A 14220-nucleotide genomic window follows, 5' to 3' on the forward strand; every position below is an offset into this window, starting at 1 on the left:
TTAGCTTAATGTTAGTGTGCAAAATCACTCTTTTTTGGAGCTTAAATGATGCTAATTTGAATGATTTGTCCACTTTTCAGATACAAAAATCATCCTTTTTACCTGAGTCTTAAAATACTTTTGGCGAAACTAAAATACTAATTAAATGAAAAAAATGTATGTAATGTTACTACTTGCTTTAGGCTTTGTGTCTTTTTCCTATGCGCAGGTTACAGTAACAGGTAATGTGGTTTCTAACCCTGAAAAAGCTCCCATACCCGGAGTTTCAGTTTATTTAAAAGGACAATCGTCAGTAGGAACTTCCACTGATTTTGATGGGAATTTCAAAATTCAATTCAAAGAAAAAAGCGGTGTCCTTGTTTTTTCTTATATAGGTTATCAAACAAAGGAAGTTTCTTTTTCAGGAAATCAAACTTTAAAGGTTTCCTTAAGCGAGGAAACGAGTTCTTTGAATGAAGTTGTGGTAATTGGTTACGGTTCTCAAAAAAGATCCGATGTAACAGGTTCTATTGCTTCTGTAAAAAGTGAGAACTTTAATAAAGGAGTTGTTGCTAATGCTGGACAATTGTTGCAAGGAAAAGTAGCAGGTGTAAATATTACAACTGCCAGTGGTGAACCAGGTGCTTCACAGGACATTATAATTCGTGGAGTAGGAAGTTTACGTTCCGGGACTACACCACTTTATGTAGTAGATGGATTTGCCTTAGATAATACTTCCAATGGAGTTGCAAGTAATCCTTTAAACTTTATCAATCCTCAGGATATTGAGAGTATTGAAGTTTTAAAAGATGCTTCGGCTACAGCAATTTATGGTTCCAGAGCTGCTAATGGGGTAATTGTTATTACTACCAAAAAAGGAAAGAAAGGAAAGACTCAGATTAATTTATCAATGTCTACTGCCTTTTCAAATTTGGCAAATAAAGTGGATGTTTTTGGAGCAGATGAATTCAGAAAGCAGGTTGTTGCTGTAGGAGGAACTTTAAATGATGGAGGTGCTAATACAGATTGGCAGGATGTGTTAACCAGAACTGGAATTTCCAAAAATGTTAACTTTTCTATGAGTGGTGGAACAGAAACTTCATCGTATGCAGCTTCTGTTGGTTATGACGATCAGGAAGGGATTTTGCGAAACAGTAATTTAAAACGATATTCAGGACGTTTGAATTTAAGCCAGAAGGCACTTAATGATAAGTTTAATGTTACGTTCAACATGACGGCTACTAAACTGGATAATACCCGTCCGGATGCCCGATCAATTGTTGGTAACATGCTTACGATGAATCCTACTGATTCTGCTTATACTAACGGAGTTCCTACAACCGGGTTGAGCAATGATGTACTTAATCCTTTGATTAGTGAAAAAATATATGGTGATTTTACCAATAACAATCGAATTTTAGCTAATATTTCACCTTCTTACGAAATCATAAAAGGATTAACGTATAAGTTGAATTTAGGTGTTGATTATTCTTTGACAGACAGAGATATTCAAAATAGACCTTATACAACTGAAACTAACACTTCTTTAGGGTCATTGAATTCAACATTTACAACTAACAATAACTCATTGTTTGAGAATACATTGACTTATAATTTAAATCAAGGAGTGAACAATTTTACCTTTTTGGTAGGTCATACGTATCAAAAAACATTTGTAAGTCAAAAGAGTTTTAGCTTATCTGGTTTTCCTGATAATGGAGTAGAGCCTAGACACCAAATTGAAACAGCCAGTGAGCCAACTACACAATCGGCTTATGCAACTAAAAATGAATTGCAGTCTTTCTTTGGTAGAGTTAATTATGCTTATGACAACAAATATTTGTTTACCGGAACAATGAGAGCCGATGGTTCTTCTAAATTTGGAAAGAATAATAAATACGGATATTTCCCTTCGGTAGCTTTAGGATGGAATTTGAGTAAAGAAGACTTTTTACAGGATTCAGAAGTTATTAATAATCTAAAACTAAGAGCAAGCTGGGGACAAACAGGTAGCCAGGAAATCCCATCTAAAATAACTAAAGCTAGTTATACTGAAAGTAATACAGGAAATGATACCTATCCGTTAGATGCTTCAGCGACTGATTTGAGTGGTTATCCTTATGGTTCCATCTATACCCGTTTAGCGAATCCTAATATTCAATGGGAAGTTTCTACACAAACGAATGTAGGTTTGGATTTTGGTTTATTCAATAATCGTTTAACTGGAACGATTGATTATTTTAATAAAGTTTCAAGTAATATCTTATTGGAAGTTGCACCGGTAGATCCTATCCAGCCTACAGATAAATATTGGACTAATATTCCAAATATGGAAATTAAAAACAATGGTATCGAGCTTGCTTTAGATTATAACAGTGATAAAAAGGTTGATTTTAGTTATAATATCGGAGGAAATATTTCTTTGACTAAAAATAAAGTGGTGAACTCTCCTTATAAAATTTTGACTACAGGAGGAGCTCAGGGTTCAGGTCAAACAGGGGCTACTATCAATGGAGTACTTAATGGAGAATCGATAGGATCGTTTTATTTACTGGAGTTTACAGGAATTGGAACTGATGGTTTGAATCAATTTGCGGATCAAAATAACGATGGAGAAATCCTTGATAATGATCGAATTGTAGCCGGAAGTGCTACGCCTGATTACATTTATGCTTTCCACTTTAATTTTAATTATAAAAGTTTTGATTTAGGATTGAATTTTAATGGAGCAGGAGGAAATAAGATTTACAATCACGTGGCTATGACTTCTTTCAACAAAGGAAACTTAGTTAACTCTTTTAATACTACAGCCAGAGCTTCTGAATTTTCTAATGAAGCGGCAACTAATTCAAACTTAGTTTCTACCAGATATTTAGAAAATGGAAGTTACCTGAGATTAAACAATGCAACATTAGGCTACAACTTAAATCCTAAATGGATAGGATTGGATAATGTAATGCAAAACATTCGTTTATCAGTTACTGGACAAAATTTGTTTGTGTTGACCAAATACAGTGGTTATGACCCTGAAATCAATACCGGAAGTCCTGTTGGAGGTATTCAAACGTTTGGAATTGATTATTTCAGTTATCCAAAAAGCAGAACTGTTTTATTTGGATTAAATGTAGCATTTTAATAAAAAAAGGATCAAAATGAAAAATAAAATATTATTAGCAGCTCTTTCAGCGAGTTTATTATTCAACTGGAGTTGTACCAATTTAAATGAAGAAGTATTAGATGAATCGTTAACCGGAAGTGGTCAGGCTGAAGCAATTAGTGGAGCAATTGCTCCGGCTTATGGTCAAATTTCATCCACCTGGTTGCATACCAATTATTTTGGATTACAGTTAATTGCGAGTGATGAAGCTATTTTGCCTTATCGTGGAGGTACAGACTGGTATGATGGTGGAAAGTTTCTGGCAACACATACGCACATGATTACATCTACAAATGATTTGGTTACTAGTTCCTGGAACGAATTGACTAAAAATATCTCGAGAACATTATCAGCTATTGAAGTACTGACTCCTTTGGCAGAAAGTGGAAATAAAGAAGCTGAAGGGGCACTTTATGAAATGAAAGCTTTGAGAGCTTATTTGAATATGTTGTCTTTAGACAGCTGGGGATTGGTGTTCAAAAAAGAATCATCGGCTGCTACTTCTGAAGTCCTTAGAGGTCAGGACGCTATTGATTATATCGAAAGTGAATTATTATCAGTTGTTGATGTCATTAATACAGATAAAGGTCCGGGTAGAATGACGCAGGCAGCTGTTTGGGGATTTTTAGCCAGATTAAACCTGAATGCGGCAGTGTACAGAGATCCGTATGGAACGCCTCAGTTTACCACAGAAGACATGAATAAAGTAATTCAGTATACGGATAAAATCATTAATTCGGGCAAATTTGTACTTTCACCGGAATATTTTGATTTGTTCAATGATGATAATAATTCTAATAAAGAATTAATATTTGCTCTGGATCAGAGAGGTGTTTTGAAAAATGAAAATAACCGCTGGGCTTATTGGTCAATTCCAGGTTCCATGTTCCCAAGACCTGAGAAAATTGAAGCCGATGGAACGGATGGTCCTGCTATTACATCTGATTTTTATCAAACATGGGTGGATGCTTATGGTAGTGTAGATCCTGCAAAAGCTGATTCCAGATTTTATCAGGATAATGCACATGTCCCTGAGAATTTAAAAGATTTGACAGGATTATCACCATTAAATGATGAAAACCATTATTATTGTGTTAAAGCGGAAGAATTTGAAATTGACAGAGGGATTTTAAGAGGAATTCCATGGGCAGCCAGAAAAGATGCGAATGGTGCCTTTTACAAATGTGATAATGGGTACAGGATTTATCCGGTTAAACAAATTAAAGGTAATGGACCGGATAAAAATGTAGGTTATGTAGATTTGACTTTACAGGTTGATTTTTCTAATGAAGGCCGATTGCATCATGCAGGTTACAGAGTGTCTAAATATCAGTTTAGCCATACTTCACCAGACGGTAATAATTACAGTAGCGTTGATATTGTGTTACTGAGATATGCTGAAATTTATTTGATGCGTGCTGAAGCAAAATTGAGAAGTGGTGATACAGCCGGAGCTTTGGCCGATATGAATAAAGTAAGAACTTCCAGAACAGCCCGTGCTCCAATTCCTGCTGCTTTGCCTACTATTACTTTGGATATTTTATATAGAGAATTAGGTTTTGAATTTTACTGGGAAGGTTTAAGAAGAACCAATCAAATTCGTTTTGGTCATTATGAAGATGCCTGGACAGAGAAAACGGATACTGATGTAAATCACAGATTATTTCCAATACCACAGGTAGCTATCGATGGGGCTTCTAATACTCCCGGATATTTAAATCAAAATAAAGGATACTAGTATAATTTGATTTTTATTTTTTGGTTAAAGGCTGGCTAGTTTTTGCAAAAGCGAATACTAATTTCAGCCTTTAATTTTTTAGACTTTTTAATTAGCTTAGGGATTTAATACAATTTTATAGGCTTAAATAATACATCAACTATTTTCAATGAAATATTTTTTCAACTTTATTTACATCTTGTTTTTTCTTTTTGGAGGAGCAAACTTTATACTTTACGCTCAAAATTCTATTAAAGTACATTCTCATAACGATTACAATCAGGTTGTTCCTTTTTGGGATGCTTACGCAAATGGAGCGACTTCAATCGAAGCAGATATTTTTTTAAAAGACAATAAGTTGTTCGTGGCGCATAATCAGGCAGATATTGACCCAAAGCGAACTCTCGAAGATTTATACCTGAAACCATTGACAAAAGCTTTGGAATTAGGATTCAAAAAAGACAAAGAACTTTTTTTACTGATAGACTTAAAGACTGAAGCAGTATCAACTCTTAATCGTCTGATAAAGATTTTAGACAATTATCAAACTTTAATTACTGATAAGCATATCAAAATCATTATTTCAGGAAATAGACCCAATTCGGCAACTTATTCTAAATATCCGGATTATATTTATTTTGATCATCAGGAATTAGATATACCACTATCAGCCGAAAACTTGGAAAGAGTAGCAATGGTGAGTGCCGATTTTAAAAAATTTTCGGTTTGGAATGGAAAAGGAAGGTTTACCCACGAGGATTATAACCGTGTCAAAAATGTGATTGCTCAGGGAAAATCATTTCATAAGCCATTTCGTTTTTGGGCTTCACCTGATACCAATAGTTCCTGGAAAGCTTTATTGGATTTAGGAGTAGATATCATCAATACGGATACGCCTTATGATTGTGTGAAGTATGTTGGCTCATTACCAAAAAGATATATTACTGCTTCTAATTTTTCAAAAGTTTATACCCCTACATTTAAAACAGATCAAAAACAAATGCCAGTAAAAAATATCATTTTACTTATTGGTGATGGTAATGGTTTGTCGCAGATTTCTTCGGCAGTTTTAGCCAATAACGGTGCTTTGACTCTGACCCAATTAAAAAGTATTGGTTTATTGAAAACACAATCGGCGGATGATTTTACAACAGATTCTGCAGCTGCAGGAACTGCTTTAGCAACAGGAGAAAAAACCAATAACAGAGCAATAGGAGTAGACAGTCTGGGAAAACCTATTGAGAATATTTTGGAAATATTGCAAAAGAAAAACTTCGCAACAGCATGTATTACAACCGATGAGATTACCGGTGCCACACCAGCGGCTTTTTTTGCGCATAGAAATGACAGGGGAGATGTAGCAGGAATTTCGGCAGATTTAGTAAAGAGTAAATTGAATTTATTTGTAGGAGGGGGAGCTTCTTACTTTAAAAATAAAAATATTGATTCCCAATTTTCTATGCTGTCCTCCATCTCTGAAATCGCTCAAACAACAAGTCCTGCAATTGGTGTTTTAGTTTCCGAAAAAGGAGTGCCATCCGTTTTAGATGGTCGTGACGATTTCTTAGCTGATGCTACCAGAAATAGTTTGGCCTTTCTGAAAAAGAAAAACACCCCCTTTTTTCTAATGGTTGAAGGTGCTCAGATAGACAGTTTTGGTCATGCCAATAATGTGGCCGGAATTGTGGCTGAAACTTTAGATTTTGATAAAGCCATTACCGAAGCCTTAGTTTTTGCAGATAATAACGAAGGAACTTTGGTTATCATCACAGCCGATCATGAAACTTCCGGATTTGCCATTCCTCAGGGAAATGTAAAAAAACATGAAATAGAAGGTGATTTTATCACACACGACCATACGGGAACTATGATTCCGGTTTTTGCTTATGGTCCACAATCGAATAAATTTACAGGAGTTTATGAAAACAATATGTTGTTTCATAAAATGCTGGAAGTTTTAAATCAGAGAAAATAAAATGCAAAAAACAGTTTTAATCATTGCCGTTTCATTTTGTACGTTGATCGCTTTTAGTCAATCGTCAAAAACAATTTCGGGTACCATTTATATTGATATTAATCAAAATAATAATAAAGATACTGATGAGGTTGGTCTAGCTAATATCATGGTTTCTAACGGAAAAGATATTGTTAAAACAGATGCAAAAGGGCATTACAAAATAGCTAAGATAGAAGGGAATACGGTTTTTGTTATCAAACCGGAATCGTATATGTTCAGGCTGAATAAACAAAATACGGTTCAGTTTTTTGTTCCTTTTGATACGATTCAGGCGGTCGAAAAATATGATTTTGCTTTGTATCCACATCAGGAAAACAAACCTACTAAGATTGTTCTGTTAGGCGATACACAGGTGGATGTCATAGACGATGTGCATCATGTAGGGAAATTAGTTACGGAAGAATTAATGGATAAAGAGATTGATTTTATAGTTCCTCTGGGAGACCTTTCGTTTGATAATTTATCCATTTTTGATCCTTTGTCGCAAACCTTGGGACTCATTGGTGCGCCTGTATTTTATACGATAGGTAATCACGATTTAAATTTTAAAGAAAAAGCTTTTATCGACAGGGATAAAAGCTTTGAAGCCATATTTGGACCTTCCTATTATGCTTTTGAATATGGAAAACAACTAAATATTGTTCTGAATAATATTTATCCTTTAGAAGGAAAAGGTTATGAGGGAAGATTAGATGCGATGCAAGTAGCATTTGTAAAAAATCTAATTGCATTAGAGAAAGAGAAGTTTGAATCGGTTGCTGTATACATGCATATTCCTTTGGAAGAAATGAAAGATAAAGAGGAATTGATCACTTTAGTACAACCATTCGAAAATGTTTTTGTAGCTGCAGGGCATACGCATACGCAATACCACAAATATTTTGAAAGGGAAAATCAAAAGCCAATACACCAACTCGTGGCGGGCGCAGTTTGTGGTTCCTGGTGGCAGGGACCGCATGATATCGATCAAATTCCCTTTGCAATGATGTATGATGGCACACCTAAAGGCTATTGGCAGCTTGCTTTTGATAATCAGCAATATGATTTCAAATACAAGGTTTCAGGAGCAGCTCCGGATAAACAAATGAATATTACTGTTGCTAATACCAAAGAATGGGATAAGAGTTTGAATATTTTTAATGATAATTTTATTTATGCCAATGTTTTTGCAGCCGATGAAACAACTCAGGTTTATATCCGTTTTGATAATGGAAACTGGATTGCAATGCGTAAATATGAAGGCATTGCTCCAGCAATACAAAAATTATATCATTTGCAATCACTAGGGAAATTTGATAATGAGTCTATGGCTAAGTTTCCTAAACCTACAGTCATTAGCCAGCATTTATGGCGAATTGAAAAACCTCTTGATTTGCTCCCGGGAGCACATCGTGTGAGTGTAAAAGCAATAGAAAGTAAAATCAATCTGGAAGCCAATGGCAATGCTGTATTGTGGATAGATGAATAACTTTTTTAATTAAATATATCAATATCAATATTTCTGTTATTTGGACTGTTTTTTTATTTAATAATTCCAATTGAACCTTCCTCGGAAGGAATCAATTCAAAAATAGCATTAGGAGCTAGGCTGGGTTCAATGCGGTGTGAAACATACACAATGGTCATATTGGATTCTTGTTTGAGTAAATTAATCAATTGGCACACCAGAGCTACATTTTCATCGTCTAAACCTTCTACGGGTTCGTCTAGAATCACTAAAGGTGGATGTTTGAGTACCGAACGCACAATCATAGCTAGGCGTTGTTGCCCAACAGATAGGCGTTTGAACATTTTACTTTTAAGGTGTTTCATTCCTATTAAGTCAAGCCATTGGTCGGCAATGTTTTTTTGTAGGGTGGTAGGTAGGTCATACAAGCCAATAGAATCAAAAAATCCAGAAAGAATCATTTGTTCTAGGGTATGATTTCTAGTAAATAAACTAGTCATATTGGTGGCAAAATAACCGATGTTTTTTTTGATGTCCCACACGCTTTCACCACTTCCTTTTTTATGCCCAAAAAGATGTAAATCCTGACCATAACCTTTAGGACTGTCGCCATTGATTAAGGATAAAAGAGTACTTTTTCCGGAACCATTAGGGCCAATCAATTGCCAAAACTCACCCTGTTGAATGGTCCAGTTGATGTTTTTTACAATTGGGCGTTCCTGATAACTTACCGAAACATTGTTCATTTGAACCAAAATGTTTTGCTGGTTTTCAATTGTATGCGCCGGCTGTGGAATTCCAGATTGACTGATAATTTTGGTTTGATGTGCTTCAGGTGAAATTGTTTCTAACACAAAATCATCCGAATTGATTTGGCGGTTATTCGAGATAAAGGGCAACAAATCGGCAGCACGGTTGATAAGTTGGATGATTGTAATATGAGTGGCCATTTCTTCCAATGATTTTGATAGTTCCACACGGGAAGCTTGGTCGAGATGGTCCATCGGATTGTCAAAAATGATGAAATCCGGTTTTTGATCGATACAATATTGCAAGAATTTTTTTTTGCGTTGGCCTGAAGAAAAGGTACTGAGTTTTCGGTTAGTATCTACTGCGGTCAATTCAAGGTATTGAAATTCTTTTTGGATAAAATGATCAATGGCTAAATCAGAATAAAGTATTCCTTTCAAAGTATTAAAAGGAGCTAATTCGGCAGTAGCATTTCCAGAAAGGATGGTTTCTATAAATTCTTTTTTATTGATTTGATTGGATAATAAAATGTTCCAATGGGTAGCAGTAGTCATTAAAAAGGTTCTTTTTTATTGCTTGCAAAGATAGGAAAAGAAGTTGGGAGATGGAAGTTATGAGTTATACTTTAGGAGGCAGAGAATAAAGATATAGAATTTAGAAAGTTAATAGCAATGTGTATTACTTAGCTTCCATAAACTAACAACTATAAACTCAAAACTGAATATCGAGCGCTTTGATTTGGTCTTCTAGGGTTAGGGCATACTGATAGCTATATTCAAAAATTTCATCTGCATTTTTAAGATTGTAAAGGCTAAATTGACTCATGTTTGGTGGTTCAAAATAGAAATTGCAGCTATGGGTTTTTTGTTCTACAGAACTTTTCATAGCCAAATGGAAACAACGGTCCAGAATGTTGTTCATATTGACTTTGTTGACTTCTTTTTTGATTGAGTTGACATAACTACCAATAATTAGATCACATTGCCCCATAAGCGGTTCAATGGGAAAATTATTCATAACACCTCCATCTACATACAGCGTACCGTTATAATTTATGGGTTGGAACAACAAGGGGAGGCAAGAGGAAGCCATAATGGCTTGAGATAAATTACCAGAGGAAAAATAGACCAATTCACCTCTTAAAATATCAGTAGCGGTAATGTATAATGGAATTTGTAAATCTTCGAAGGAGTTATTAGGGAAACATTCGATATAAATATCATGAAATCCTTTCATAGCAAATAAGCCTTGTCTTTTTATTAAAAGATTGGAGAAGCTAAAAATATGGCCTTTTTTTAAAATGTTTAAGATTTCTGTTGCCGAATAACCCGCAGCATAAAAAGCACCTGCAATAGCGCCTGCACTTGTTCCAGAAACATGTGTGGCTTGGATACCTAATTCTTCTAAGGCTTTTAGTAATCCTAAGTGCGCTATGCCTCGGGCGCCACCACCTGAAAATACAATCCCAATTTTAGTTTTCATTTTGCTGTTTATGGTTTACAGTTTGAGGTTGAAAGTCTGTTGTTATTACCATTATTATTGAATTCTACCAATACTTAAGATGTTATAAAATCTTCGCTTTTTGGGATACTCTGTAACGCATTAACAGCTATTTCCGGAACGGGATCTACTAATTTACGCAATTTGGTATCCATCCAAGCACCATCAACGGTTAAGGTAGCGCAAAGTAGGTTGTCTTCGTTTCTAAATTCATGTGAAATTGACCAACGAGCGGCATCGGCTCTCATTTTAGCTATTTTAGTATGAATGGTTATGGTGTCGTTAAGTTTAATTTCTTTTCTAAAAATACATTCTTCTCTAAAAAGGACAGGGCCAAAATGCTGTGACTGGAATGCTTTTAGGGTTAGTCCAAGACTTTCTAAAATTTCCATTCTATGTTGGGCTGCACAATCGTAATAAACACTATGGCGTACATGAAAATTAGGGTCTAAATCCGCCCAACGAAAAGATAAAATTTTGTTAAAAGAGGTCATGTTGTTGTCTTAATATTTTGTTTTTACATTTCTAAGTTCTCGTAAATTTAGGGAATTAGAATTTATAATGTTGTTATATCATTTTGTTTTTAACATGCTTTTAGATAATTAAAAAAGCGATTTCTATTGATAGAAACCGCTTTTTGTGAACTTTGTATTGTAATTAATCATCAATGGCTTGTTCTGTTAGGAGTTGGAATTTCCAACCCGTATCATCAGATGTTTTTTGAGTTTGTTTTAATATGATTCCAATTAATTCCTCTTCAGGATCGGCAAAATATTGGGTATTAAAATAACCGCCCCAGTTAAAAGTTCCTGTGCTACCTTGTCCGCCTAAATTTTGTCCCATTTGATTTAAGATTCTAAAACCTAATCCGTGACTGGCATCACTATTTGCCCAAATTTCTCCAATTTGGTTACTCAACATAAATTGAACAGTGGTTCTGCTTAATAATCGAATTCCGTTTAATTCTCCTTTATTCAAAAACATTTGAAGGAAAGTAGCATAGTCTTTAGCAGTGCTTGACAATCCAGCACCGCCAGAGAAAAAGCTTTTAGCTCCAGTTATTGGATAATTGGTGTCGTAAAAAGTATTTGGAAAAGGAATCCATTTTCCTTTTTCTTTGGTTTGAACAGTAACCAGTCGGTTAGCTTTGGAATTGGGCAAATAGAAATAGGTGTCATTCATTCCTAAAGGTTCAAAAATATGAGTTCTGTAATATTCATCCATTGGCATACCTGACATGATTTCAATAAAATAGCCAATAACATCTAGACCTTCGCTATAAGTGAATTTCTCGCCAGGATTATGATGCAATGGTAACTTGGCTAATTTTTTAATGCTTTCGGCAATGGTAATTTTATTAGTAGTAAACAAATCGGTTACGCCGGCATCTTGATAGATTTTTTTGAAACGCGGATCACTATCAATTTGGCCATAGCCAATTCCAGAGGTATGTGTAATTAAATCGCGAATGGTGATTTCTCTTTTGGCAGGTTTAGTGGTATATTTCCCATTGGGATACACGCTATCTAAAACTTGTGCATTTTTGAATTCAGGAATATACTTTGCAATTGGTTCGTCCAGTTTGAATTTGCCTTCTTCCCAAAGCATCATGATTGCAGTAGTTGTGATTGCTTTGGTTTGGGAAGCAATTCTAAAAATAGCGTCGGTTTTTAAGTCTTTTGAATTAGCATTATCGGCAGTTCCAAAGGCTTTTAGATAAACAATTTTTCCATGTCGTGCCACTAAGGCAACAGCACCTGGAATTTCCGAATCGGCAATTGCTTTATTCAGCATGTTGTCAATACGAGCTAATCTTTCGCTAGACATTCCTACACTGTCGGGGTCGGCTTCACTCAGTTTTGGTGAGTTTTTTATCGAATGTGTCTGGGCATAATTACCAAGACTACAAATACTAAAAAGAGCAATAAGCGTTTTTTTCATGTTTGCTTTTTGAGTTTTAATGAAATAGTTTAAAATAGCCCACAGATTGACTGATGTTACGGATTTTTACAGATATAAAAAAATTATGGGAATCTCTTAAATCCGTTTTTATATGTGTTTCTGAATAGTTTTACTCCGGAATTTTTTCTATCAGAATAGGATTTTCAGCACTGTCATAGTAGGTACAGGTCATTTCGATGATGTTCACACTCCATTTGGCAATTCCACATTGTGCGGCATGGTTGCAAAAAGTAAGATAATCGGTTTGACCGTCTTGATGCATTACTAAGAATTCTATAAAACGTTCTTTGTTAGCCGAAGGAGCAATGTTGATGCCGTTATAAGTGTCAGTTGCAGCTGCTCTACAATTGTCTTTTCCAAAATATTCTACATGACCGTCGTGCACAAAGGTATCGTAACCTTGTACGCCCAACTGAATTAAATCCTGAATGTATTGAGGGAAATCAGCACCTGATTTTACTTTGGCATGTGCTGCTTTGATTTGTTCTATGGTAAACATATTTTTAAATTTTTAGGTTTTCAAATATAGCTTATAAAAAGCAATCATTTTTTATCGAGTTTTAACTTTTGATAGAAACCTCTAATTGTTATTTTTTTATTGTAATCTCTCTTTGCGGAAAAGGAATTGAAATGTCTTCCTGATCAAAGCGTTTTTTGATGCTTTGGAGTAAATCACAATACATAATAAATCCGTCACTGTGATTTTTGGTCCAAGCCCAAGCTTTTAAATTGACACTCGAATCTGCCAAGGCAACTACTCTAGCCACTACTAAAGGTGCATTGTTAAGAATATTTTCGGGTGTTCTAGTGTCAATAAATAAAGGATGTTTGCTTACCTCTTCCTGCATAATAGCCAAAGCTTTTTCAATGTCTGATTCGTAACCGATACCAATTTCTATAGCTTTGCAGCATTTGGTATCCTGCATATTTGTGTTTAATATGATTCCGTTACTGATGACCGAATTAGGAATAATAATTCGGTTGTTTTCTACATCTTTCAAAACAACTTGTCTAAGGTTAATATCTTCTACAATTCCAGTAAAGTTATTTATAGTAATACGATCATTAATGCGGAAAGGTTTAAAAATCACTAAAAATATTCCACTCATTATATTGCTTAATGCTTGTTGCGAAGCTAAACCCGCAATTAACGAAAGTACTCCAGCACCAGCTAATAAAGAATGTCCGATGATTTTGAATTCGGGAATTTGAATCAGAGCAAACGAAACTCCAAGAATGTAGATAACGGTAATGATAAGGTGTTTTAAAAACTTGAATCCAGTTACATCAAAATCTTTGTGTTCTAATCCTTTATATAAAAAACGTTTTAGTATTCTATCTATAATGGCTCCTAGAATAAAGGTAAATAAGAGAATTAGAATTATAGTGGTAAGTAGTTTTAGATCGGTTTTGATGTTTAGCATAATGAGATTTTTAGACTTTAAAAATAATAAAAGTGAAAACAGTTTTAGTTTTTTTATTGTTAAAATGATTCTTTATTTCCAGCCCCGATAGCAGCGGCATCCTTTATGTTCTTTCTTTAAGAACATAAAGATAAAGCGGAAAGCGGGAAATAGCTGCTAAATTAAGATTATGACAGTTTTAAAATTTATTTTGCAGTTCTGTCAGTTAGTTGGAAATGTCATCTTGTCAGTAGTTTTGTGTCAATTTAAATTATTTATGTCAATTTA

Annotated in this window: 10 protein-coding genes; 4 read left to right on the plus strand and 6 right to left on the minus strand. The window is 34.8% G+C overall.

Annotated elements, in window-relative coordinates:
• Positions 1-145: 145 nt before the first annotated feature.
• The 4 genes from AC4FRF_RS09380 (at position 146) to AC4FRF_RS09395 (ending at position 8338) form a co-directional block, all read left to right on the plus strand.
• On the plus strand, positions 146-3115 hold the full coding sequence (locus AC4FRF_RS09380; protein WP_491159235.1) for a SusC/RagA family TonB-linked outer membrane protein: 2970 nt from the start codon (positions 146-148) through the stop codon (positions 3113-3115).
• Positions 3116-3131: 16 nt separating this feature from the next.
• A complete protein-coding gene (locus AC4FRF_RS09385) occupies positions 3132-4874 on the plus strand; it encodes a RagB/SusD family nutrient uptake outer membrane protein (protein ID WP_491159236.1) in 1743 nt (580 codons plus the stop codon).
• A 148-nt stretch (positions 4875-5022) separates the two neighbouring features.
• Positions 5023-6828 (plus strand): alkaline phosphatase, encoded by a 1806-nt coding sequence (locus AC4FRF_RS09390; protein WP_491159237.1) that lies wholly within the window; start codon positions 5023-5025, stop codon positions 6826-6828.
• Between the two features lies 1 nt (position 6829).
• Entirely contained in the window at positions 6830-8338 is a 1509-nt protein-coding gene (locus tag AC4FRF_RS09395; RefSeq protein WP_491159238.1) for a calcineurin-like phosphoesterase C-terminal domain-containing protein, read from the plus strand.
• A 53-nt stretch (positions 8339-8391) separates the two neighbouring features.
• Here the strand turns inward: AC4FRF_RS09395 and AC4FRF_RS09400 are convergent, their stop codons facing one another.
• The 6 genes from AC4FRF_RS09400 to AC4FRF_RS09425 form a co-directional block, all read right to left on the minus strand.
• Complete coding sequence (locus AC4FRF_RS09400) at positions 8392-9621, minus strand: ATP-binding cassette domain-containing protein (RefSeq protein WP_491159239.1); 1230 nt, start codon at positions 9619-9621, stop codon at positions 8392-8394.
• Between the two features lie 157 nt (positions 9622-9778).
• The gene (locus tag AC4FRF_RS09405) at positions 9779-10549 is read right to left on the minus strand and encodes a patatin-like phospholipase family protein (RefSeq protein WP_491159240.1); all 771 of its coding nucleotides are present in this window, start codon (positions 10547-10549) and stop codon (positions 9779-9781) included.
• 74 nt (positions 10550-10623) lie between these two features.
• Complete coding sequence (locus AC4FRF_RS09410) at positions 10624-11061, minus strand: acyl-CoA thioesterase (RefSeq protein ID WP_491159242.1); 438 nt, start codon at positions 11059-11061, stop codon at positions 10624-10626.
• A 163-nt stretch (positions 11062-11224) separates the two neighbouring features.
• A complete protein-coding gene (locus tag AC4FRF_RS09415) occupies positions 11225-12508 on the minus strand; it encodes a serine hydrolase domain-containing protein (protein ID WP_491159243.1) in 1284 nt (427 codons plus the stop codon).
• Between the two features lie 130 nt (positions 12509-12638).
• Entirely contained in the window at positions 12639-13028 is a 390-nt protein-coding gene (locus AC4FRF_RS09420; RefSeq protein WP_491159244.1) for a DUF1398 domain-containing protein, read from the minus strand.
• A gap of 88 nt (positions 13029-13116) precedes the next feature.
• Complete coding sequence (locus tag AC4FRF_RS09425) at positions 13117-13953, minus strand: mechanosensitive ion channel family protein (RefSeq protein WP_491159245.1); 837 nt, start codon at positions 13951-13953, stop codon at positions 13117-13119.
• Between the last annotated feature and the right edge of the window lie 267 nt (positions 13954-14220).

This window comes from Flavobacterium sp. ST-158, from assembly GCF_058309975.1.

Excerpts from the sequence above, each read along its gene's own strand:
- AC4FRF_RS09410 (WP_491159242.1), bottom strand. The coding sequence starts at position 11,061 with ATGACCTCTTTTAACAAAATTTTATCTTTTCGTTGGGCGGATTTAGAC.
- AC4FRF_RS09385 (WP_491159236.1), top strand. The coding sequence starts at position 3,132 with ATGAAAAATAAAATATTATTAGCAGCTCTTTCAGCGAGTTTATTATTC.
- AC4FRF_RS09390 (WP_491159237.1), top strand. The coding sequence starts at position 5,023 with ATGAAATATTTTTTCAACTTTATTTACATCTTGTTTTTTCTTTTTGGA.
- AC4FRF_RS09420 (WP_491159244.1), bottom strand. The coding sequence starts at position 13,028 with ATGTTTACCATAGAACAAATCAAAGCAGCACATGCCAAAGTAAAATCA.
- AC4FRF_RS09400 (WP_491159239.1), bottom strand. The coding sequence starts at position 9,621 with ATGACTACTGCTACCCATTGGAACATTTTATTATCCAATCAAATCAAT.
- AC4FRF_RS09395 (WP_491159238.1), top strand. The coding sequence starts at position 6,830 with ATGCAAAAAACAGTTTTAATCATTGCCGTTTCATTTTGTACGTTGATC.
- AC4FRF_RS09415 (WP_491159243.1), bottom strand. The coding sequence starts at position 12,508 with ATGAAAAAAACGCTTATTGCTCTTTTTAGTATTTGTAGTCTTGGTAAT.
- AC4FRF_RS09380 (WP_491159235.1), top strand. The coding sequence starts at position 146 with ATGAAAAAAATGTATGTAATGTTACTACTTGCTTTAGGCTTTGTGTCT.
- AC4FRF_RS09425 (WP_491159245.1), bottom strand. The coding sequence starts at position 13,953 with ATGCTAAACATCAAAACCGATCTAAAACTACTTACCACTATAATTCTA.
- AC4FRF_RS09405 (WP_491159240.1), bottom strand. The coding sequence starts at position 10,549 with ATGAAAACTAAAATTGGGATTGTATTTTCAGGTGGTGGCGCCCGAGGC.